Here is a 22,554-nt window from a genome sequence, read left to right on the forward strand (position 1 = left end):
GACATTTATATGTATTTTTATTGACTAAAATAAAAATACACAATGGTTATAGAAGCTTATTACTTATTTATTTTTTGATGTTTTTCAATGGATTGTTTTAATCCTTTCAAAGCGGGCCCTCTTTGAGTTTCCACGTAGGTTTTGCCATTCCATCTCCAAACATCTGCAGCACTGACAGACAAATCATGCATTCCTTTATGGGTTGCTTTTTCAACGGTAATATCACCTGTAACAGCATCTAACACTTTAACCCATTGATTATTTCGTTTGATATATCCTGTCGTGGAGCATCCCCCAGAGCCGCAAAGGCTAGCAGTTTGTATTTGGGTAAATAAGACATTTTTTGGTCTTTTCGTACTAGATAAGTTAAGGCTGCCTATAAGCAATAATGGTTGTTCATTGCGTTGAATGGCAAAATTCATATCGGACTGATTCAGCAAACGTGCTGTATTTTCCAATGCGGTTCCAGGTTGAGAGGTTAAGGTGACTTTGCCGAGAGGCGTTTTTTGCGCATGGCTTTGAGTCCGTTTGTGACGATGTGAAACTGCTTCAGCGGAAGACGAAAAAAGAAATGCGGTGATTAAGAAAAGTGAAAAATACTGGTGTAATTTAGAGTAAGGCGCATATCGATGGTGACTCATGGTATGTTTCTTTCTAAAATATCTGAGGAACAAGGTTTAGACCTTAGTTTATTTTGATAAATTACTTTAATATATATTTTATAAAAAAAGAAAGATATATAGTATGTGTTTAATAAGTCATATATCTTGATTGTTATGAGGGGGATAATCGTTAATATTTATGGTTATATCAGAAAAACAAGATGAAATTTGTGAACCGAATCAAGATCAAATGATTCAAAAACTGGTATTTCCAGAAGGTATACTACTAGAAAGTGGAAAAAAAATAGCCCCTTTGGAAATAGCATATCAAACATATGGCCAGTTATCTGAGGTTAAAGATAATGCTATTTTAATTTGTCATGCGTTGACAGGCGATCAATATGTGGCAGATGTTCATCCAGTTACGAAAAAACCAGGCTGGTGGAGTAAAATGGTAGGTCCTGGTTTACCGATTGATACCAATAAATATTTTGTTATTTGTACGAATGTATTGGGCAGCTGTATGGGAACAACGGGGCCTCGCTCTATTAGAGAAGATATTCCTCAGCCACGATGTTGGGGTTCAGATTTCCCCGCTATTACAATAAAAGATATGGTGAATACGCAAAAGATCCTCGTCGATTTTTTTAAGATTAAGCGTTTATTTGCTGTGATTGGCGGATCTATGGGCGGGATGCAGGCATTGCAATGGGCTGTCAGTTATCCAGAGCAGGTTTATTCCGTGATACCAATTGCAACCTCATCTTTTCACTCCGCACAGAATATTGCGTTTAACGAGGTTGGAAGACAGGCGATTTTTTCAGACCCTGATTGGCGAGACGGTGAATATTGGCGGTATGGGGTGACCCCTTATCGTGGTCTAGCGGTGGCTAGGATGATGGCGCATATTACTTATTTATCCGAAGATGCGTTAAATCGTAAATTTGGACGGAAGTTACAAGAAAGCATAAAAGCCTCTTCTTTACCAATTTTTGGTGAAATGTTTCAGGTTGAAAGTTATCTGCATTATCAAGGCTCTAACTTTGTCAGACGTTTTGATGCAAATTCGTATGTAACGATTACCAGAGCGATGGATTGGTTTGATTTATCACAGACCCATGATGGTGATCTTGTGAACGCATTTGCCCATGTTCAATCGAGATTTTGTGTGATTTCTTTATCATCTGATTGGTTATTCCCAACCTCTAGGTCAAGGGTGATCGTGCAAGCATTAAACCGTGTTGGTGCCAGAGTGTCATTTGTGGAAATTACCACCGATAAAGGGCATGATGCATTTTTATTAGAAGAACCTGATTTGGATTTAACAATTCAAGGGTTTTTAGCAGGAATTGAAGAGCAAAGGCGGTTAGAAAATCATGCGTCTTGATCAACGTTGTATAGTGGATATGATTAAACCACACTCGAAAGTATTGGATATTGGTTGTGGTGATGGTTCTTTGATTGATTATTTGTGTCGAGACCATCAATGCGATGCTAGAGGGATCGAATTGGATATGTCTTATGTGACACAATCTGTCGGTAAGGGATTGCCAGTGATTCAAGGGAATGCGGATTATGATCTACAGCATTATCCAACGAATGGGTTTGATTATGTTGTGTTATCTCGGACATTACAAGCGGTTAATCATCCCAAAGAAGTGCTACAACAAATGTTACGTATTGGCCGCCATGCGATTGTCTCTTTTCCTAATTTTGGACATTGGACATTAAGGGCGCAATTATTATTAAAAGGGCGCATGCCTATGACGACCGTTTGGGGAAAATATTGGTATGAAACACCAAATATTCACCCTTGTACGATGACAGATTTTGTCCATTTATGTGAAGTAGAAGGCCATCGTATTGAACGATGGATGGCGATTGACGAACAAGGCGAGCGTGCGCCTTGGCGTCGCTATGTAAGGCTTGCGAATTTTTTTGGAGAGCAGGCTTTATTTTTATTAACGCGGTAAATTATTCTTCGTTGAGGAAAATTGTAAAGAGGTAAAAGGGCAGCTGATGCCGTGCCATTCGTTGCAATTTTCTTCTTTAACAATCGATATAGTTTGATTGGTTTGAATAAACGTTACCTGACATTGGTGCAGATCATCTTTTCTGGGGTCAGGAATATCCGTCTTAATAACAAATTGATTGCCTTGTCGTTTCGTATATCCTGATACATAAGCACCGCAATGAATATTTTTTATTTCAAGCGTAGAATATAATTGATTCAGTGGTTTTTTTTGTATTCGTAAATATCCTATCGAACCCATGTTACTGGTTCCAATAAATGGGCTGGATTGTGCGCGGATATCTAATGGATATAGGACACATGCTATAATTCCCGCTATCAAAAGATAAGTATTCAATTGATAACGGAAAACAGAACCAATAAATTTAAATATAATGTTCTTCAAGAGGTGTAAAACCGTTAAAGCAAGTTGAGCAATATGTAGAAACATACGCTCCAGTATTTAATAATGCAATACGATCACCAGCGGTTAATTGTAGAGGTAAATGATAGCTTGTTTTTTGATACAACACATCTACTCCGTCACAAGATGGGCCAGCTAAGATAACAGGGCCTGTCGTTGAACCATCATACATTGTAGTAATGGGATAACGAATCGCTTCTCCTTCCGTCTCCGCCAAACCACCAAATCGTCCAATATCGAGATAAACCCAACGAGGCCCGTTCATTTTACCACGCTGGCTGGATTGTATAATTTCAGTTGACACAACACCTGCATTTCCAACAAGGTAACGACCAGGTTCCAATATAATTCTGGGCATGTCATCACCAAAACATTGTATTAAGCTATTTTGTATTGTGGTTGCAAATTGATTAATTTCGGGAACGTCTTTGTGATAATGTATTGGAAAACCACCTCCTAAATTAATCATTTCTAAAAGAATACCGTGATCAGCCAAAGCATTAAATACCAAAGCAGATTTTTCGATTGCATTTACATAAGCATGTGGATCTGTTTGTTGGCTGCCGACATGGAATGATACACCATATGGGCAAAGACCAATTTTTTTTGCCTCTAAAAGCAATTCAATGGCATGTTCAACAGTGGTGCCAAATTTTCCAGATAATGGCCAATCAGCGCCTATATTATCAACAGCAAGACGACAATAGACTTTTGTCGCAGGTGCATGTTTTGCCAGTTTATGCAATTCTTCGGTCGTATCAAATGCATAAAGTTCGATATTGGCTTGATAGGCTGCTTGAATGGCAGAGGTTTTTTTAATGGTATTTCCAAAAGAAATCTGAGATGGCTTTGCCCCTGCATTCAAACAAGATTGGATCTCTTCCCAAGAAGCAGCATCAAAAAATGAATTTAAAGAGATGAGTTTATTAAGAATAGATAATGCAGGATTTGCTTTAACAGCGTAATAGATATCTGCGTTGGGAATGGCGTGATGTAATTGTTGATAATTTTTTTCTATTTGGTCGATATCAACAATCAGGCAAGGGGTTGTCAGTTGGTTAGCATTTAAAAATTGTGAGATTTTAGGATTCATCAATTTTTATCCCTTATATAGTTCACTCTATTGGTATGAATCAGAGCGATGTTGCGGAACGGTCAACGGACCGGCGAAAAAAGAATGGTTCTGTAGTTATTCATCACCATTTGCCAGGCGCTTGACGTCGTTGCGTAATTGCTTTTAACAAGCTGGGCACGTGCGTTGCTGCGTTTTTGTCGATATGACCCTTTTTTGTTGCAAAATCAACCATAAAAATAATTTTTTAACGATAGGCTTAATATTCATTTTCGTAAGTTATTGTTTTTTGAGTAATCTTGATATAGAAATTTGGTGCTTTTTCATGTAAATAAAATATCTATTCGTTAAAATTATCGTAAAAGGTGTGGAAAATAAAAGTAATGAGTGACGTTAATCAATCACATTCTGCGGAAGTTCTTTATGAAAAGAAATATTCTCCTTTAAAAATTTCTTTTCGCGGATGGAAGTCGATTGTCATTGATACAGTTAAAGCATTAATCCAAGGACCATCGATGTTGGTTTCGGCTGGATGTGCTTTTTTTACAACGCTTTCATTATTTCCGACAATCAGCAGTTTGATATCTATGTATGGACTGGTTTTTGATCCACAAACGGTTGAGCCTCAGCTCAAATTTTTACAACATTTTTTGCCACCGTCTGTTTATACGTTTTTGCAACAAATGATCCATACGATCATCGATCAAACAGAATCAACATTGACGATACAGTTAGCCATTTCAATTGTTTTAGCTTTGTGGGCTTCTGCTGTAGGTACTAAAGGACTAATTACAGGACTTAATGTAGCGTATAATAAGAAAGAAGAACGTAATTTTTTTAAATTTCAATTACTAGCGTTGGCGTTAACATTTTGTGCTATTTTAGGAACTTCACTGACTTTGGCCATTATTGTGGCAATACCTGCAATCATAAAATTACTGCCTCTTAATGTTTTTTACGACATTATGAATTATTTCCCCAACCTTGATGACTATTTTCCTGCGTTTAATATTGCAAGAACAGTCAGTAATGTTGTGGTTCTATTTTTTGTTATTTGGACATTTTCATTATTTTATCGCTTTGGCCCATCTCGTAGTCTAGTTCTCTGGCGTTGGATTTTACCAGGCGCTGTTCTATCGACGCTTTTATGGTTGCTTTCTGCGTTTGGTTTTTCTTTTTATGTTGCTCACTTAGCCAATTTTACCAGTACTTATGGTCCATTGGGAACCGTTGCAGCCGTTATGATGTGGTTTTGGGTTTCATGTTACGTTGTATTGCTGGGTGCTCAGTTCAACTCTAAAATAGAAGAATATGTTATAGAAAAAGCCCAACCTAATGAACGATAGGTGGGCTTTGCAATATAAATAATTTTGAAAATATAGATTATTCTGGAGCCATGGCAACTTCTGTATTGTCAATTGGCGTTACCGTTACATGGGCTGTTCCTTGGTGCAGCATACCAATTTTGCCCGCTGCGGCTTTAGATAGATCAATAATCCGATTGCCTTTATATGGCCCTCTGTCATTGATAGTGACGACGACGGAATTACCACTATCATCAGAGCGAACCAGCACTTTGGTTCCTAATGGTAATGTTGGATGAGCAGCTGTCAGCTGTTTGCTATCAAATTTTTTACCAGAAGCCGTTCTTATTCTGTTATGTCTGCCACCATACCAGCTGGCAGTACCGCTTTCAGCTTGGGTATCGTCCAGATGATACGAATTGCTTTGAGGTTCAGGATCTGCATTGGCATTATCGTTTTGGTATAAAGATTGTCGGTAACGATTACGGTGAGGTTTAACTTTTGTCTTGGTATGTTTAATCACTTTACGATAGGTATTCTTGTGTGCAGTATGAGCTTGCGCTGTTTGTGCAGTTTGAAATCCGATTCCAGTAATTAAACAAAGACCCAATAATTTTGTACAACTTCGTCGCATTTTTCTTTCTGTTTACCCTATATAATCCTTAATCAGGACTATCAGTAACACTTTCCAAATTGTTAATATTTTTTCATTTCAGATGCTATTTTATCATAAAACACTATAAAAATGGCAAAAAAAAGATTAATTTCAAGTTGTTGCTGTCAAGTGTGGTACATAAGTTTTTCTAATTGAAAAATAAAATATTTTACTCTTGTAATAAAAAAAATATTTAATATATAATACATGGTTCAATCCAATTTTAATTTGATGTAATCTTAACAGTTGCCTATTAAAAAAAGTAGTTATATTGAGTTAAGATATATTTATCTGAGAGTGTAACAGGTATGGAATTACCATTGGTATATGTTTTGAATGGACCGAATTTGAATATGCTTGGGATGCGCCAACCTCAAATTTATGGGAGTGCGACCCTCGATGACGTAGAGCAAATTTGCATTCAAAATGCAGAAAACCTTGAGATAGCAATTGATTTTCGTCAAACAAATGACGAAGGTGAATTGGTTTCTTGGATACAAGAATGCAAAGGTAAAGCAAAAGGGATTGTTATAAATGCAGGTGCATATAGTCATACCTCGATTGCGACTTTAGATGCATTGTTGTCCGTAGAATTACCTGTTATAGAAGTTCATATTTCTAATATTTATCGTCGAGAATCTTTTCGACATCATTCTTATGTTTCGCATGCAGCAACAGGGGTTATTTGTGGACTAGGTCTGCAAGGATACGCTCTGGCTTTGGCTGCAATCGCTGATCTTATTCTAGAAGAGGATAATTAATGAGCAAGCTGCTCGTCGATGCCGAAGTGATTCGTGCTTTAGCAGATATTTTAACCGAAACCGGTTTAAGTGAAATTGAAATTGCAGAAAAGGATCAACGGATTCGTGTTGCTAGAAATCTTGGTGGCAGCACCGTTGTTGCCCCCGTAGCAGCACCAGTGGCTGTTGCTGGCGTATCCGAACAAGTTGTATCAAATCAGGATTTATCCAAAGATCCAGGTGCGGTTTTAAGCCCAATGATTGGGGTTGCTTATTTAACTCCAGAACCTTCTGCGCCTCCGTTTGTAACGGTTGGACAAACGGTGCAATCAGGTCAGGTGATTTTGTTGATTGAAGCAATGAAAACATTCAATCAAATCCGTGCCCACAAATCAGGAAAAATTAAAAACATCCTTGTTTCTTCAGGCGATCCTGTTGAATATGGTGAAGTGTTGGTAGTAATAGAATAAAAGAATGTTCTCAAAAATTTTAATTGCCAATCGTGGTGAAATTGCTCTTCGTGTTTTAAGAGCTTGTCGTGAGATGGGTATTAAAACCGTGGCTGTGCATTCAACAGCAGATGCTGATGCGATGCATGTGCGTCTTGCTGACGAAAGCGTTTGTATCGGCCCGCCGTCTCTTGCAGAAAGTTATTTGAACAAAGCAGCCATTTTGTCTGCGGCAGTGGTGACGGGTGCAGAGGCTATTCATCCAGGATATGGTTTCCTTTCTGAAAACGCTGATTTTGCAGAGCTTGTTGAAGAGCATGGATTGGTTTTTATTGGGCCTTCTCCTCAGCATATTCGGACAATGGGCGACAAGATCCAAGCTAAAACAACGATGGAAAGATTTAATGTTCCATTGGTGCCTGGATCTGATGGTGCATTAAAAGATATTGCTGATGCTAAAAAAGTTGCTGAAGAAATTAGCTATCCAGTATTGATTAAAGCAACAGCTGGTGGTGGTGGACGTGGGATGAAAGTTGCTCACACAGCTGAAGAGTTAGAAGAAGCCTGGCAAGTTGCTAGAACAGAAGCTAAAATGGCTTTTGGCAATGATGAAGTTTATATGGAGAAATATCTCGATAAACCTCGTCATATCGAAATCCAAATAATGGCAGATCAACATGGAAATGTTGTGTATCTGGGTGAAAGAGATTGTTCTTTACAGCGCAGACACCAAAAGGTGCTTGAAGAAGCAACTTCACCTGTATTAACCGAGGAACAACGCCAATCAATTGGTGAAATTGCCTCTAATGCAATGCGTGAACTTGGATACAGAAACGCTGGAACTTTAGAATTCTTATACCAAGATGGTCATTTTTGTTTTATCGAAATGAATACTCGATTGCAGGTTGAGCATCCTGTGACAGAGTTTATCTCAGGCGTAGATCTTGTAAGAGAACAAATTTGTGTTGCTGCTGGTGAAAAGCTGAGTGTGAGACAAGAAGATATCAAATTGCAAGGGCATTCCATAGAATGCCGTATTAATGCGGAAGATCCAGAAACATTTGTTCCTAATCCTGGAAAAATCCAAGTGTTTCACGCCCCAGGAGGTCTGGGTGTCCGTTTGGATAGCGCATTATATGTGGGTTACTCTATTCCACCTTATTATGACAGTATGATTGCAAAGGTTATTGTTCATGCTCCTGATCGTGCTTCGGCCATTGCACGCATGCAGCGTGCCTTGGGAGAAATGGCGATCGACGGTGTGAAAACAACCATTCCTTTACAGCAACAAATTCTAGCGGATAAAGAATTTCAAAAAGGTGAATACACCATCCATTGGTTAGAAAACTTTATTGAAAAAAATAAGAAAGTATAAAAATACTTTTTTATACTCTTTAGTTATTCATAAGTAATAACAGAATGCAAAGGGACGTCGATTTTTTCACGTCCCTTTAACTCTTTTAATTCAATCAAAGCTGCAGCACCAACGACTTCTGCACCAACTTTTCGTAATAATTCAATAGAGGCCTGCAACGTACCACCCGTAGCAAGTAAATCGTCAACCACGACAACACGTTGACCAGGTTGAACAGCGTCTTCTTGAATGTGAAGGCAATTTTGTCCATATTCGAGGTCATAATTCAAAGAAATTGTTTTTCCAGGCAGTTTCCCAGGCTTACGAATCATAATCATACCGCATCCCAGTGAAGACGCCAAAGGCGAAGCACTGACGAAGCCTCTGGATTCAATTCCAGCAACTAAATCTGGGTTCCATTTAGCAACACCATTAGCCATGCGAGCCGCAGCAATTTGCCATGCATCAGCATTTCTTAATAAGGTTGAAATATCATAAAACAATATTCCTTTTTTCGGATAATCAGGAATAGAGCGTATATATTGTTTTAAATCAATTTTAGGAGGGTTAAATGAGTCTTGTTGAGTTGCGTTCATTTTCTATAGATCGTTCATTTAATTAACAAAAAATTAAGAGTGAACCCTTACATGTAAAAGGTTCGCTCTAATAGCGCAATCGATTTTTATCTATTTATTATTTTGATGTAGAGGATATTTGCTGATTTTTCCAAATTTTTTGGCCTTTCCGACCCTTTTTTTCCAATATAGGCATTATCAACCTGATTAAACCAGGGAGCATCATCAAAGGTTTTATTTGTAGTCCGCTCCATTTAGGAAGAAAATATTCCAATTTACGTTGTCGAATAGCCTTAATCACTGTATCGCAAACGATTTCAGTCGAAAGTGGAGGAGAACAGAAATTAAGGATCGATCCACCACATTTCATTTCTCTGTGCAACATTTGGGTTTCAATAGCCCCTGGGAAAATCGAGGAAACGTAAATGCGTTTGGGACGTAGCTCTAAGGATAAAGCCAATGCGAACCCTCGTAATCCAAATTTACTGGCTGAATATAAAGCACTATGCTTAAGCGGTAATAACCCACCCAAAGAGTTAATGAAAATAATTGAGCTGTTGCGTCTCATTAAAGGTAACAGGCCTTTGGTAATTAAAATAGCACCTGTTAAATTGACTTGAATTTGTTCTGCGATCATTTGATCTGTTTGGTTATCTAAAGCCCCAGGACTAATGGTGCCGGCACTGTGAATCAGAACATGGATATGTCCAAAACGGGAACGTACATCATGGCATAGATAAGCAATTTCGTTATTATGAGAAATATCGCATAGACATCCAGTAACATCTTTCCCATAATGTAGAGAAATTTGTTCAAGCTGTTGAAGATTTCTAGCAACCATGATGACGCGATATTGTTCATCAAGCAAGCGTTTAACTAGGTCTTTGCCTAACCCACCCGTTGCCCCTGTAATGACGGCGACTTTTTTTGAACGTTTAAAAAATTTAAAGCGCATTTGACAAATCTCTGTCCTAGTAAAAATAAAATAACATTCATTTACAATATTTATAAAAAACTACTTTAATGTGTTTTTTAAGTATCTGTAAATGATTATAATAAAATAATTGAATATTTTCGTGGGGTATAGAATGAAAAAAATTGTGGTTTTAACTGGTGCGGGGGTCAGCAAGGAATCAGGTTTAGATACTTTCCGAGATGCAAATGGAATCTGGGCAAAATATAGTATGGAAGATGTTTGCTCACCAGAAGGGTTTCAAAAGAATCCTCAGAAACTCCACGAATTTTATAATAGATTACGAAGGGATTTACCAAATGTTCAGCCCAATGAGGGCCATATTGCCTTGGCTGAGCTAGAAAAAGCAATTTATGAAAAGAAAATTAATGCAGAATTACTCATAATAACTCAAAATATTGATGATCTACATGAAAGAGCAGGTAGTAAGCATTTATATCATATGCATGGGGAGTTGTATAAATTATGGTGCACTGCGTGTAATGCAAAAATCGAATGGTGCCAAGATTGTTTGGTCAATACGCCATGCCCTCATTGTGGGCAGCATAAATTACGACCTGATATCGTATGGTTTGGGGAAATGCCTTATGATATGGAGGAGATTCAATCAGCGTTGTTGTCATGCGATCTTTTTGTTTCTATTGGAACTTCGGGGGTTGTGTATCCTGCGGCTGGATTCGTTCAAATGGCTTCCTCTGCTCATGCGAAAACGATGGAACTTAATTTAGAGCCATCTGCGGGGACATCTTTGTTTGATGAAAGCCGACTTGGGCCTGCTACGCAATTAGTTCCGCAATTTGTGCAGCAAATTCTCGCAAAAGAAATATAAAGGATATTGTTTATATCTATAATTAAACGTTTATATATGTGTGTATAATAGACCTCCTTCCATCCACGAAGGAATGAGCAATATTCATTGTTTAATTTTTAAATGAGGATGAAATGTCAACCGATTATTACTTACATATAAGAACATCAAATCCTTCATTTGAAGATGATTACATTTATACATTGAGTATATTTCACAAATATAAAGTGCGTGAGATACAAGGTATGTTTGGACGATATGCTCAAAAAAGAAGAACTAAAGGGATAGAAATCATTAAATATCCCAATAACTCATATGAATTTAATAAAGATAATTTTATTGAAGACATTACAAATTGTGAGCTTTCTTCTACCATTGAATTCTATTTATACGATTTATATTTAGGTTTACATGCATATTCTGGCATAAGCCAAAAAGATACTGATAATGATTTTGATTATACGATAATAGTTGGAAATGTTCGTACTGTAGATGTTTTTAGTTTTCTCGATGCCACAAGCTCAATTTTCTTAGATGAAAAATTCATTTGGGGTTGTCTTTCTTATGACCATATTCCAAGGTTAGAAGATTACTATATTGTTTTTCTTAAAAAAAATATGAAGATTGATTTACCGTTGGGGTTGGCCAAAAATATAGTTGATGAAGATAAATATGTGAATTTAGGTGACTTCTTTGGCAATGGCATCAACATGTATGTTGATAAAAATTATCGTAAATTTCTAGATGGGTAACATTTTTCAAATTAAAGCAATACATATTCGGTAGTCGAAATAGTGTTGTTTAATTAACTTTGTATTTTGATCACGACATGATAATTTTAGATCATGAGAGAATAAATCCATTCTAAATCAGCGAAAATAGATATGTTCAAATTGACAATGGCACTTTGACGAAGTCTTTGTTGAGATTAATAGAGAAGGCTATGGAATTATGAATTCATTAGATCGATTGTTGAAAGAAGTGAGAGCTTGTCATTTTTGTGAAGGGTTGCCCCTTGGTCCTAAGCCTATTTTGCAAGTTGGTTCTTCTAAGGCACGTTTGTTAATTACAGGCCAAGCTCCAGGAACTCTGGCGCATGAAACAGGGATAACCTTTAATGATCCTTCCGGAGATCGGTTGAGGGAGTGGTTACAAATTGATAGAGAAACATTTTATAACTCATCTTTAATTGCGATTGTTCCGATGGGCTTTTGTTATCCTGGAAAGTTAAAAAATGGGGGTGATTTACCGCCACGAAAAGAGTGCGCCCCTCGATGGCGGGATAAGATCCTTCAACAGTTGCCAGAATTACAAATGACGTTATTGGTTGGATCATACGCTCAAAATTATGTATTAGGTAAAGGCACGGTAACAGATCGTGTGAAAAATTATAAAGATTATTTGCCTAACTTTTTTCCTTTGCCTCATCCTTCATGGAGGACATTAGCTTGGGCAAAAAAGAATCCATATTTTGAAGACGAAATATTGCTTGAACTGAGGCAAAAAGTAAAAGAAATATTGAGGTAATTACATTATCTTACAAAATAGTTGAATAAATAACGTTTTGTAAGACAATTACCTTAGAATTTAAGTCTGGTGGAAAATGGGCATCAAAAACCCTTGTATACCAGTGCCAACAATTTGTACACCAATACATAATAAAACGAGTGCAGCCAATCTGGATAAGATGCGTGCTCTTGATTTTCCAAGAACTTTCATGATTTTATCGCAGAATGTATATGCCAACAGGATGATAAGGCATACGCTGATAATTGCGAAAAGCAATCCTCCGTAAAAGTTAAATATTTTGGTAATATTCTCAGCAGGCCTGTAAGAGCTTAATGAAATAGCAACAGCGATACAACCTGGTCCTATTGTAAAAGGCATGGTCAAAGGAAAGAATGCTGCATCGAGTCCATTAGGCAACGCCATTGTTCGTCCACCTTGCTCTGCTTCTTTTTGTTTACGATCGGCATTTTGTTCTGGAGCGTTGAGTAAAGACCATGCTCTAACGGCAATGACTAATCCCCCAGCGATTCGGACCGCATGAAGACTGATTCCAAAAAAACGAAGTGCGAATTCACCAATAAAAACAGAAAATGCAAGTATGATAAAGGCATAAATTGCAATCTTGCGCGCCAAAATCCTACGCTCTGCATCTTCTCGTTCTTCGGTAACTTGATAAAAGATCAAACACGAACCAAGTGGATCTGCAATAGGAATTAGTGCCAGAAATGCAAATAAGAAGCTGCCTGAAATGCTTGTAAATGTATGGAGTAAAGGAAGAGATTCAGTAAGATGCATAATGTTACTTTGATATCATAAATGGAAAGATATGACGAAATCACATCTTTCCATGTTGTTCTTTAATATTTTCTCTTATAGATCACTCTTGCCCAGATGCAAGGGATTCTTCTGGTTCAGATTTCTCCATTGGTATGGTTGTGGCAATTTTGCTTATTTCATTGAGATATTGTGTTAAAATATCGCTTTTAACGCCGTCTGTACTACTGGTTGGGTTTACATAACAAGTAATAGACATAACCAGAGCGATTTCTGTTACACTATCTACTAAAACACTTGGTTTTGGTGTTTCAACCACTTCAGGATGATTATTCATAATATCCAAAATAAGCGTCTTGGCTCTTTCGAGTTGTCTGGGCGCAATTACAGGCAGTTTGATTGAAATTAACCCCATATGACGACTACGCGTAGAGTTTTGAACAGATGAGGTAATAAGCTGAGAGTTCGGAACAATGAGGGTTGAAAAATCACTTAATTGTATTTCTGTTGCTCTTACTTTAATGCTTTTTACTGTACCTTTAACCCCGCCAACGGTAACGCTATCACCCAGACGAACGGGACGTTCAGCCAATAAAATCAAGCCAGAAACAAAATTTTGAACAATCGCTTGTAAACCAAAACCGATACCAACAGACAATGCGCTGACAATCCAAGTAATATTTTGTGCCGTTACCCCAAGTGTGGATAAGATGATGACCGCAACGATAATCCAACAACAATAGTTAAAGATGGTATCAATGGAGTTGCGTGTTGCATGATCTAGCGTCGTTTTTGGAAATAGTTTCTCGTTCAGCCAATTTCGAATAATACGAATGACGTAAATACCAATAATAAATATCACAAATGCCTGCGCAATAGAGGCAAAGGAAATAGAAATATTTCCTATTTTTTGGGTTTGAAGGATTAAAGATAAATGTTGAGCAAAGATGACCAGATCAAAATTACCTGGTGATAAGAAAGACGCAATAATTAATAGCACGGTCAGAACGGTGATTGCCCCATTAATAACAGTGGCAAGTTGTTCCATACTTTGAGGTTTGATCCCTAGCAAACGAATTTTTTGCCCAACCCATCGATCAGGGTCAAAAAAGAGATTGGTTATATCAATCAAAAGAATTTTTAATAGATTCAAAGTACTAAAAACAAGAATCACCCAATTTAACCAAACCGACATTGAGTAGCCAAGATGAATATAACCTGCTAGTACGGTAATAATAGATACGATACAGAAAATCGGTAAACCAATAGCGATAAAGAAAAACCCAAGTCCTGGAGCATTATTTGTTCCTGAGCTTAATCGTTCGGTACCGATTTGTCGCAATTTAATCGGAATAGATAAAAAGAGAAAAGCAGCAAGAATGGTAAAGAATCCATTACATAATTGTTGTGCAAAGATGCTGACACCGCTTGTGGAATTAATATATTTTACAACTCCCAGTAAAAAAACCATTAATGCATAGATGATTGGTAATATATTGACGGCTTGTGCGGTCTTATCACCAATGGGTAATAGGCGCCATTGCGGACTCTTTACTGCTAAAAATCCACGATATAATCCTAAAATAAATCCACAAAAATAAAGCTGATGGATAATATGTTGTGAAAATTCAAATGCGGAGTGATTAATATTATCTTGATATCCAAGTGACGCAAAAATAACAGTTGCTGAAACACCAGCAGTAATAGAAGATAAAATCGCAGCACAAAGTGTCATTAAACTACGTCTAAGACGAGTTGGTGGTACTGTCCTTTCGACAATTTTCGTAATAATTTTTTCGATAAAAGGACGTGCAAAAAATATAATTAGTAATGCAACAAGAATTCCTCCCAGCATTTGTGCACGACTGGATAACCCATCATTCCAAGTTTGTGAAAATAAACTGCTGAAATCAGTATATATTTTAGTTAATCGTGCTTGATCTGTTTTATGATATAAGCTTATTTGTGCCCAAAAATCCCCACTCAAAGGAGAGGGAAGGTGGGTAAACATTTGGACTTGTTGGATATTATCTAGGATTTGTTGAATTTGTGCAATTTGACTATTGGCTTCAAGCTGAATAATGGTTGCTTGTTGAATTTTCAATTGTAAATCGCGGCGATTTTTTGACAAAGATTGTTGATAATCATCAACGGTTGCGTTGCTGGAATCCGCGGTAGTTTTGTTATCATCACTTTTAGCAGTTGTTGTATCTTTGGTTGATTCCAATATTTTCAGAGCGTTTGTGTATCCTGCCAGACGAGGCTGTAATACTTTAATTAGGTCTGTTGCAGTTATCGAAATATCTTGAACCTGACCCAATAAATTTTTAAACGCATTTCGATCTTCTGACTTTCCCATCGACTGCAAAGATTTGCTGATTGATTTCAATTGTTTTGTCATTGAATCAAGTTGGGGTTGTGTTGTCGTATCAGGAAGATTCACAAAAACAGATGGTGCAGAAGAATTATTTGTTGCTGTGTTTGTGGTATTTTGTTGAGCAAAGGCAAAGTTTGTACTGGTGATACATACCCCCAGCATCAATAATAAAATAAAAAAAGAGCGTATAATTAGTCTCATGAATATGCTTTCTGATAGGAAAAGAAAAAAGAGATATTTATTTTAAGTATTATAAGGAAATATGGCTTTGAATAGAGAATTGTAAAATCTCTCTTATAAAAACCATAGTTTATCTAAATATAAAATCAAGATTGCTTGTAATATTTTTCTCAAGAGTTATTCATTATATTTCAAATTACTGAGTTTATTTGAATTTCGCAATGATAGAAAAATTACTTATAAAATAGTAATTGAAATGATTATAGTCGGGGGGCTGCCAATCCTATGAACCTCAAAGATACAGACACTGTCTGTAGCGCTATTAATTTGCTGTAAAATTAAAATAAAAAATTGTATTAACTAACAAATTTATTGTAGGGGTCACAACGACATACAAAAGAATAATAACAAGGTACGGTTAACGTTATAAAAGATATGAAGTAACCCGATTGATTACTTGTCATAAAAGCCTGCTTATGGATTATCAGTATTGTTTATGATTAGTGATAAAGAATTGGTTACGTTGTTCTTTGGATATTTTTTTTTGGACGCTTAACCGTATTTTACTGGAATGAATAAGATTGATGTTGTTTATCATGTAACGTTTTATTATTCACTAGACCAAGATAGTTTGTGCAAATTACTCAATGTCACTGGACAACGGGAAACGTGATTTTGAATATAAAGACAATTTCAATAACTAAATAATATTAGTGAGCGAGGTTTTAAATCAAAGCTGCTATTTATTATAAGATAAATAATTGGCAAGCTAAGATATCAATATTATAATGATAGAAGCGCTACTTAGCTTTATAATAGGACTTTTATTATATGGTTAAAAAAGATTATTCTTATAGTGAGTTGATGAATATTAACAGATGATTGTATGACAATCTAAGATGACGCTATTGTAAAAAAGAAGATTAGATAGTGAGATTATGATATGAAATATGATAATGGATAATATATGAATACTGCTGTTACTATTTATCGATTGGTCGAACCATATCAATATGAGAAAGAAATCAAGAAAAGCGTTTTTATTGCACATGCAGTTCCTGTACTATCTGAAGAGCAAGCGCATGAATGGCTAAAGAAACTCAGCATACCAGAAGCAACACACAATTGTTGGGCATATCGAATTGGACAAAAATATCGTAGTGATGATGATGGTGAACCCTCTGGAACAGCAGGTCGTCCGATTTTGCAGGTTATTGAAAAGCAAAATTTTGATCAACTCTTGATCTTGGTTATTCGGTGGTTCGGTGGGATTAAACTTGGGGCAGGGGGGTTAATCCGAGCTTATAGTGGCACAGCAGCGGAATGTTTGCGTCAGGCACCTCGGACAGAATATATTCCGCAAAAAACAGCAAGTATCTTATGTTCTTTTTCAGATTATGCACTGCTGAAAGCTCGAATGGCTGAATATGATGCCCAAATTATTAATGAAGAGTTTGGCGCAGAAGTGGAGATAGAAATTACTGTTCCCGAAGACGCTTATACAGCTTTATATGATCGCGTTTTGGATCTCACACGAGGACAAGCTGTGATTGTCGAGTGCCAATAACATAGAGAATTCTTGTAATTAATGATTTAAAACGTCTAATATATCTGGAATAGAGATATGATGGGACGCCCACGCAGGTGGTATTCCTTCATTTTCAGAGTGACTTTGTGTAATGATACACTGATAAGGTAAATCTGCTACCATTGCAATTTGACGGTAACACCACCGTGCTAATGTATGAGGCATCAGCTCTATAATTTTTGTGCCTTGTTTACAAAACACCATATTAGCTAGCCCTGCTCCGTGCGCTCCAATAATATAGTCAGCATTAGCGAATAAATGTGCCTGCTCATCAAAAGTCAAATGTTCCAATTGAATAATAGCAAATCCATGTTGTTCTAACACTTCTATTAATTCATCCTCATTATGCAACATACGATTGGAGGCTGCTCGACGATCAATATAAAAACGTGTCGGTAAAGGCACTCCTAGAGGATTTAATTCAAGGGTTAATTGTCGAAAAAAAGAAATAACACCTGAATGTGTATATCCAAAAAACACTGCCACAGCATTCCATGGAAAAAATATTTTCTCTACTGCAAAAGATTGTCCCCATTGAACCCTTTTGATCTGTACTGCACGTTCTCCGAAAACGTAATTTAATCCAATTTCAAGAGCTCTGTATTCAACATCAGTTAAATGATACGGGATTAATACGCCATCGATCATCTCAGCTTCATGAGCATCAATCTGAAACAATTTTCCTATATTCATCACCAAACAATGGTAATAATTATCTTGATTTGACGACAATAAAGATAACCAACACCCCACAAGCTGCTCTTGTGGTTGGGGAATAGCAACATAATGTGGATCAGAATATTTGAATAAATCCAAAGTCGATTGTGCATGGTCAAATGTATCTGCGACCATACGACCATCGTTCGTCCGAATAAGACCGCTCTCAGAGCTAATAACAACATGTTCGAACAATAAATTATAGGCAACATGTCGATAAGGGGGTTTGGTATCCCATTCGTCCTCTAATGAGAACCGCTGAAGGCGATGATATGAAGAGGAAAAGTCAGGCTTATCCCAATCTTTATTATCTCGTATCTCTCTGATTACTTTGACCTCTGGATCAAAATCAGGAGGTGCCAATCGAAATATAAAAGAAGCAGGCAGATACTCAGTCATATCATCATCCAAATTATAAAATTAAATCAATCCTTCAGCTTTAAATGCTGCTTGCACACCTTGATCTTTTTGCATTTTATCAAAATAATTTTGTAAATTCCCATAATTGGACAAATCTATATTTAAATGTTTTGCCCACGTTAACGTCATAAAGAGATAAGGGTCTGCAACACTACGGAAACCAGAAATCCATTCTTTACCATTTAACTGATCGTTTGCTTTCCCAAATAGTTTATGTAAAATGTTACGAGCCCCTTTTGACAAGGCTTCAATGATTGTAGGATCGGAACTATATTTTGCGCCAGCAAAGATCAATGCAAATTTTGGATGAACATCAGCATTTACAAAAGATAACCAACGTAAAGCTTCTGCTTTTTGTTGCAAACTGCCATCGCCTAATAATTTAGCATTTGGAAAAGACTCTGCAATATACGTCAAAATGGCAACATTTTGAGTTAACACAAAATCCCCATCGACTAGAACAGGGATTTGCCCCATTGGATTGAGTTCTAGAAATTTAGGATCTTTTAATAATTCAGGGGTTACGTTCTGGAATTCGAACTTGGCGTCACACCAACATAACGCAATATGGTCTGCGGTAGAACAAGCACCTGGTTTTGTAAATAATTTCATTTGTAAAATTCCTTTTTGTGAAACAGTTTAACCATTATAAAAAGGAAATTAAGGCAATAACAAGTCATTTTTCTTAGAAAAAGAACGTTTCATTAAAAATATCCCCAATCCTGCAGAGAGTGTAAATAAAACTGCACTGAGAATAATTTGTCCCGTATGACCAATCCGAACGCCACCCCCTAATAAAACGAAGACGATCGTTTGAGGCATACTGCCTAAAACTGTCGCTCCCAGAAAAGGCAGCCAACCAACCCCTATAACACCAGCTGTTGTATTTAAAACCACTGAAGAGCCAACAGGCATCAAACGACACATTAGAACAGCACTAAAAGGGTTATCACGAATAAACCGACTGATTTTTTTGAACTTTGAATGAGACAAATATTTTGCCCCCCAATCCTTACCCAGCCATAGCGCCCAACTATAGGTAATGACTGCACCCACAATCGTTGCAATCGTTGCATACAAAAAACCTAGCCAAAATCCATACACGACACCTGCGGTCAAACAAACCACTTGCCTTGGAAAGCCAATGGCACACATCGAAATCGCAATAAATAAAAATATAATTTGCCCTTGCGTACCACTTTTTAATAAATTCTGATCACGTAAAAATAGATCAAGCCCATGAAAATAACGTGCAAAAAAAGCAACAAGAACAATTCCCGTAACCATCAAAATTGGCTTGTAAAATTGTTTTAAAATAGACGTTAAATTTGACGACTTTATATTTTCATTCATAATCTATCTTTTAATCACTATTTAAAAGTGCGACTTGCTAAAAGCTGTTTATAAGACTAAAAATCAAACTAGAACATGTTTTTCTTATAAAACCTTATCTTATAACCCTTATGAAAATAATTCTCTAGCCATGCAATATAATAAATCTATCTCAAACTGGTTATTTTTTATTTGTTTCATGCTGCTTTGCATGATTGCCCTTGGTGGATATACACGCTTAACGGGCTCGGGTCTATCTATTATGGATTGGAGGCCTGTTACAGGCATGTTGCCTCCACTAAGCCATGCCGAGTGGGTTAGGCAATTTGAACTCTATAAAACCATTCCGCAATATCAGATTTTAAATAATGGTTTTGGACTAGATGGGTTTAAACAAATCTTTTGGGCTGAATGGAGTCATCGTTTCTTAGGAAGGCTGATTGGGTTTGTTGTTCTGCTGCCCTTAATATATTTCGTTATTAAACGTGCGATTACCAGAAAATTAGCAATCATACTCTTTATTATATTTATTCTAGGGGGACTACAAGGTGGAATTGGCTGGTTCATGGTTGCATCAGGTTTCCGTCCAAATAGTACTGCTGTTGAACCTGTTAAATTAGTGTTACATTTATCTTGTGCAATTGCTCTATATATTGCAATTTTATGGACGGCACTTTCAGTCAGAACCCCACAACCTGACGTTTCTTTGGATAAAAATAAGATCAAACCAATACGAACATTATTATGGATCGATGTTGTTTTAGTTTGTATCACAATCATTGCGGGTGGCTTTACTGCTGGAACCCATGCAGGACATTCTTTCAACACGTTCCCTTTGATGAATGGTCATTTAATCCCGACTGATTATGCTTCTCTTTCTCCGTTTCTAGCAAATTTCATCGATAACGTGGCTACCATTCAATTTAACCATCGCCTCTTGGCAACCATCACAGCAATTATGGTTTTGATCACTCTTTTCCTTGGATTAAAAACTTCGGCAACTAAATCTGTAAAAGACTCATTCATGCTTATGGGATGGGCAGTACTTATTCAATATGCACTAGGGGTCACGACCTTATTATTAGTTGTTCCCGTATGGGCTGGAACTATTCATCAAGCTTTTGCTATTATTTTACTGACAACGTTAATCATTGCTTTGCATCGCTCTCGTATTAAAAACACAATTTCTTTATAATATCTAACGCTAATTTCACATCAGGAAAGCCTATACTCCATGACAGATTCCATTAATGCCCTTACAATGACAGATGATCTATTCTTCAATTCTGCCTCCAGCCAACTGGATCGTAATCAAACTGAAAAATCGGTTCATAATACATTAAACGGCATGGATGATGGCGAGCTTTTTCTGGAATATTGTGAAAGTGAGATGATCTCTATTGACGATGGGACTATTCGCACAGCCACAACCGATATCACTTCTGGTTTTGGATTACGCTCTGTTTTAGATACAGAAACAGGCTTTGCACACTCTAATGAGTTAAATGATCAAGCACTTACTCGTGCGGGTGAGACCGTCAGCCAACTCAAAATGGGACGCAGTGGCACTATGTCCGATAATCCCATTGCAACCAATCAGCGTTTATATCATCCTGAAAACCCTCTACAACAAGGCAGCTTTTCTGCCAGAGCGCATTTACTCCATGAAATTGATGCTTATGCTCGTGGCAAAGATAAGCGTGTTGTGCAGGTCAGTGCTTCGATTTCAGGCGAATGGCAAGCCATTCAAATTATTCGCGCCAATCATTTCAGAACAGCCGATATTCGTCCTTTAGTACGTCTTAATGTGTCGGTTATTACCGAAGAAGATGGACGCAGAGAGATTGGCTCTTATGGTTGTGGTGGTCGTTATGGATATGATGAGATCACTCAAGAATCGCTTTGGAAATCTGCTGTGGATGAGGCTTTACGTCAATCTTTAGTCAATCAACAAAGCAAACCCGCCCCTGCTGGAGAAATGGACGTTGTTTTAGGTGCTGGGTGGCCGGGTATTTTATTACATGAAGCCATTGGACATGGGCTAGAAGGCGATTTCAATCGTAAAGGCACTTCTGCTTTTGCTGGATTAATGGGACAACGGATTGCAGCCCCTGGTGTGACCGTCATTGATGATGGCACCATTGCTAATCGTCGAGGTAGCCTTAGCATCGATGATGAAGGAACCCCAACACAACGCACAATTTTGATTGAAGATGGTATCTTAACTGGTTTTATCTATGATCGGTTAAATGCGCGTTTAATGGGTAAACAATCAACAGGAAACGGACGTAGACAATCCTTTGCATATACGCCAATCCCTCGTATGACTAATACGTTTATGTTAGAAGGCAAAGACTCTCTCGAAGACATGATTGCCAATACTAAACGTGGGATCTATGCGGTTAATTTTGGTGGCGGACAAGTCGATATTACCTCTGGTAAATTTGTATTCTCCACTTCTGAAGCTTACCTCATTGAAAATGGTAAAATAACTTATCCTGTTAAGGGTGCAACCTTAATTGGAAATGGTTCTGACGCATTAACTAAAATCACCATGATTGGCGATAAGATGGAGCTTGATAGAGGAGTCGGCACTTGTGGAAAAGCAGGGCAAGGTGTGCCTGTGGGTGTGGGGCAACCTGCACTAAAAATGTCTGGATTAACCGTTGGTGGCACTGACCTTTGACATT

23 protein-coding genes are annotated in these 22,554 nt (G+C 37.3%); 12 read left to right on the forward strand and 11 right to left on the reverse strand.

Annotated features, from left to right (window positions below):
• Positions 1-59: 59 nt before the first annotated feature.
• Complete coding sequence (locus PQG52_RS06135) at positions 60-641, reverse strand: hypothetical protein (protein WP_271828501.1); 582 nt, start codon at positions 639-641, stop codon at positions 60-62.
• A 160-nt stretch (positions 642-801) separates the two neighbouring features.
• Here PQG52_RS06135 and metX point away from each other — a divergent pair, with 160 nt between their 5' ends.
• A complete protein-coding gene (gene metX, locus PQG52_RS06140) occupies positions 802-1,989 on the forward strand; it encodes a homoserine O-acetyltransferase MetX (RefSeq protein WP_271828502.1) in 1,188 nt (395 codons plus the stop codon).
• A complete protein-coding gene (metW, locus tag PQG52_RS06145) occupies positions 1,979-2,575 on the forward strand; it encodes a methionine biosynthesis protein MetW (RefSeq protein WP_271789840.1) in 597 nt (198 codons plus the stop codon). Before metX ends, metW begins: the two co-directional genes overlap by 11 nt.
• Here metW and PQG52_RS06150 read toward each other — a convergent pair.
• Positions 2,564-3,019 carry a hypothetical protein gene (locus PQG52_RS06150; protein WP_271828503.1) on the reverse strand — a complete coding sequence of 152 codons (456 nt, stop codon included), beginning with the start codon at positions 3,017-3,019 and terminating at the stop codon, positions 2,564-2,566. The two genes, metW and PQG52_RS06150, sit on opposite strands and share 12 nt — an antisense overlap.
• Complete coding sequence (locus tag PQG52_RS06155) at positions 3,000-4,130, reverse strand: type III PLP-dependent enzyme (protein WP_271828504.1); 1,131 nt, start codon at positions 4,128-4,130, stop codon at positions 3,000-3,002. The genes PQG52_RS06150 and PQG52_RS06155 overlap by 20 nt, the downstream gene beginning before the upstream one ends.
• A 362-nt stretch (positions 4,131-4,492) precedes the next feature.
• Here PQG52_RS06155 and PQG52_RS06160 point away from each other — a divergent pair, with 362 nt between their 5' ends.
• Positions 4,493-5,455: a YihY/virulence factor BrkB family protein gene (locus tag PQG52_RS06160; RefSeq protein ID WP_271828505.1), complete on the forward strand. Its 963-nt coding sequence runs from the start codon at positions 4,493-4,495 to the stop codon at positions 5,453-5,455.
• Positions 5,456-5,492: 37 nt separating this feature from the next.
• Here PQG52_RS06160 and PQG52_RS06165 read toward each other — a convergent pair whose 3' ends face one another.
• Entirely contained in the window at positions 5,493-6,047 is a 555-nt protein-coding gene (locus PQG52_RS06165) for a septal ring lytic transglycosylase RlpA family protein (RefSeq protein ID WP_271828506.1), read from the reverse strand.
• A 329-nt stretch (positions 6,048-6,376) separates the two neighbouring features.
• On the opposite strand from PQG52_RS06165, the gene aroQ reads away from it, so the two are divergent.
• From aroQ to accC, 3 genes are read left to right on the forward strand one after another with little or no spacing between them, the layout of a single operon-like run.
• Positions 6,377-6,829 carry a type II 3-dehydroquinate dehydratase gene (gene aroQ, locus PQG52_RS06170; protein WP_271789845.1) on the forward strand — a complete coding sequence of 151 codons (453 nt, stop codon included), beginning with the start codon at positions 6,377-6,379 and terminating at the stop codon, positions 6,827-6,829.
• Complete coding sequence (locus PQG52_RS06175; protein WP_271789846.1) at positions 6,829-7,278, forward strand: acetyl-CoA carboxylase biotin carboxyl carrier protein; 450 nt, start codon at positions 6,829-6,831, stop codon at positions 7,276-7,278. The genes aroQ and PQG52_RS06175 overlap by 1 nt, the downstream gene beginning before the upstream one ends.
• Before the next feature lie 4 nt (positions 7,279-7,282).
• On the forward strand, positions 7,283-8,632 hold the full coding sequence (gene accC, locus PQG52_RS06180; RefSeq protein ID WP_271828507.1) for an acetyl-CoA carboxylase biotin carboxylase subunit: 1,350 nt from the start codon (positions 7,283-7,285) through the stop codon (positions 8,630-8,632).
• Between the two features lie 23 nt (positions 8,633-8,655).
• On the opposite strand, the gene PQG52_RS06185 is transcribed toward accC, so the two are convergent.
• Together PQG52_RS06185 and PQG52_RS06190 are read right to left on the reverse strand one after the other, a co-directional pair.
• Positions 8,656-9,207: an adenine phosphoribosyltransferase gene (locus PQG52_RS06185; protein WP_271828508.1), complete on the reverse strand. Its 552-nt coding sequence runs from the start codon at positions 9,205-9,207 to the stop codon at positions 8,656-8,658.
• Positions 9,208-9,304: 97 nt separating this feature from the next.
• Complete coding sequence (locus PQG52_RS06190; RefSeq protein WP_271828509.1) at positions 9,305-10,141, reverse strand: SDR family NAD(P)-dependent oxidoreductase; 837 nt, start codon at positions 10,139-10,141, stop codon at positions 9,305-9,307.
• Positions 10,142-10,274: 133 nt separating this feature from the next.
• On the opposite strand from PQG52_RS06190, the gene PQG52_RS06195 reads away from it, so the two are divergent.
• The 3 genes from PQG52_RS06195 to PQG52_RS06205 all read left to right on the forward strand — a co-directional run bounded on the left by PQG52_RS06195 (position 10,275) and on the right by PQG52_RS06205 (position 12,494).
• Positions 10,275-10,988: an NAD-dependent deacylase gene (locus PQG52_RS06195; protein WP_271828510.1), complete on the forward strand. Its 714-nt coding sequence runs from the start codon at positions 10,275-10,277 to the stop codon at positions 10,986-10,988.
• Positions 10,989-11,101: 113 nt separating this feature from the next.
• The gene (locus PQG52_RS06200) at positions 11,102-11,719 is read left to right on the forward strand and encodes a hypothetical protein (RefSeq protein ID WP_271828512.1); all 618 of its coding nucleotides are present in this window, start codon (positions 11,102-11,104) and stop codon (positions 11,717-11,719) included.
• Positions 11,720-11,918: 199 nt separating this feature from the next.
• On the forward strand, positions 11,919-12,494 hold the full coding sequence (locus PQG52_RS06205) for a uracil-DNA glycosylase family protein (protein ID WP_271801487.1): 576 nt from the start codon (positions 11,919-11,921) through the stop codon (positions 12,492-12,494).
• Positions 12,495-12,554: 60 nt separating this feature from the next.
• On the opposite strand, the gene PQG52_RS06210 is transcribed toward PQG52_RS06205, so the two are convergent.
• Both PQG52_RS06210 and PQG52_RS06215 read right to left on the reverse strand, forming a co-directional pair.
• Entirely contained in the window at positions 12,555-13,271 is a 717-nt protein-coding gene (locus PQG52_RS06210) for a MarC family protein (protein WP_271789853.1), read from the reverse strand.
• A gap of 82 nt (positions 13,272-13,353) precedes the next feature.
• Positions 13,354-15,828 (reverse strand): mechanosensitive ion channel domain-containing protein, encoded by a 2,475-nt coding sequence (locus PQG52_RS06215; protein WP_271828513.1) that lies wholly within the window; start codon positions 15,826-15,828, stop codon positions 13,354-13,356.
• A 946-nt stretch (positions 15,829-16,774) separates the two neighbouring features.
• On the opposite strand from PQG52_RS06215, the gene PQG52_RS06220 reads away from it, so the two are divergent.
• Positions 16,775-17,374 carry an IMPACT family protein gene (locus PQG52_RS06220; RefSeq protein ID WP_271789855.1) on the forward strand — a complete coding sequence of 200 codons (600 nt, stop codon included), beginning with the start codon at positions 16,775-16,777 and terminating at the stop codon, positions 17,372-17,374.
• Between the two features lie 18 nt (positions 17,375-17,392).
• On the opposite strand, the gene PQG52_RS06225 is transcribed toward PQG52_RS06220, so the two are convergent.
• From PQG52_RS06225 to PQG52_RS06235, 3 genes are read right to left on the reverse strand one after another with little or no spacing between them, the layout of a single operon-like run.
• On the reverse strand, positions 17,393-18,511 hold the full coding sequence (locus tag PQG52_RS06225; RefSeq protein WP_271828514.1) for a glycosyltransferase family 61 protein: 1,119 nt from the start codon (positions 18,509-18,511) through the stop codon (positions 17,393-17,395).
• Between the two features lie 21 nt (positions 18,512-18,532).
• Positions 18,533-19,144 carry a glutathione S-transferase family protein gene (locus PQG52_RS06230; protein ID WP_271828516.1) on the reverse strand — a complete coding sequence of 204 codons (612 nt, stop codon included), beginning with the start codon at positions 19,142-19,144 and terminating at the stop codon, positions 18,533-18,535.
• A gap of 48 nt (positions 19,145-19,192) precedes the next feature.
• Entirely contained in the window at positions 19,193-19,885 is a 693-nt protein-coding gene (locus PQG52_RS06235) for a TVP38/TMEM64 family protein (RefSeq protein ID WP_271828517.1), read from the reverse strand.
• A gap of 130 nt (positions 19,886-20,015) precedes the next feature.
• Between PQG52_RS06235 and PQG52_RS06240 the strand changes: the two genes are divergently transcribed.
• Both PQG52_RS06240 and tldD read left to right on the forward strand, forming a co-directional pair.
• Positions 20,016-21,059, forward strand: coding sequence for a COX15/CtaA family protein (locus PQG52_RS06240; RefSeq protein ID WP_271828518.1), 1,044 nt, complete (start codon positions 20,016-20,018; stop codon positions 21,057-21,059).
• A 39-nt stretch (positions 21,060-21,098) separates the two neighbouring features.
• Positions 21,099-22,550 (forward strand): metalloprotease TldD, encoded by a 1,452-nt coding sequence (gene tldD / locus PQG52_RS06245; protein WP_271828519.1) that lies wholly within the window; start codon positions 21,099-21,101, stop codon positions 22,548-22,550.
• Positions 22,551-22,554 lie beyond the last annotated feature (4 nt).

The sequence above is a fragment of the Commensalibacter communis genome (assembly GCF_947179105.1).
GTDB classification, from domain to species: Bacteria; Pseudomonadota; Alphaproteobacteria; order Acetobacterales; family Acetobacteraceae; genus Commensalibacter; species Commensalibacter communis.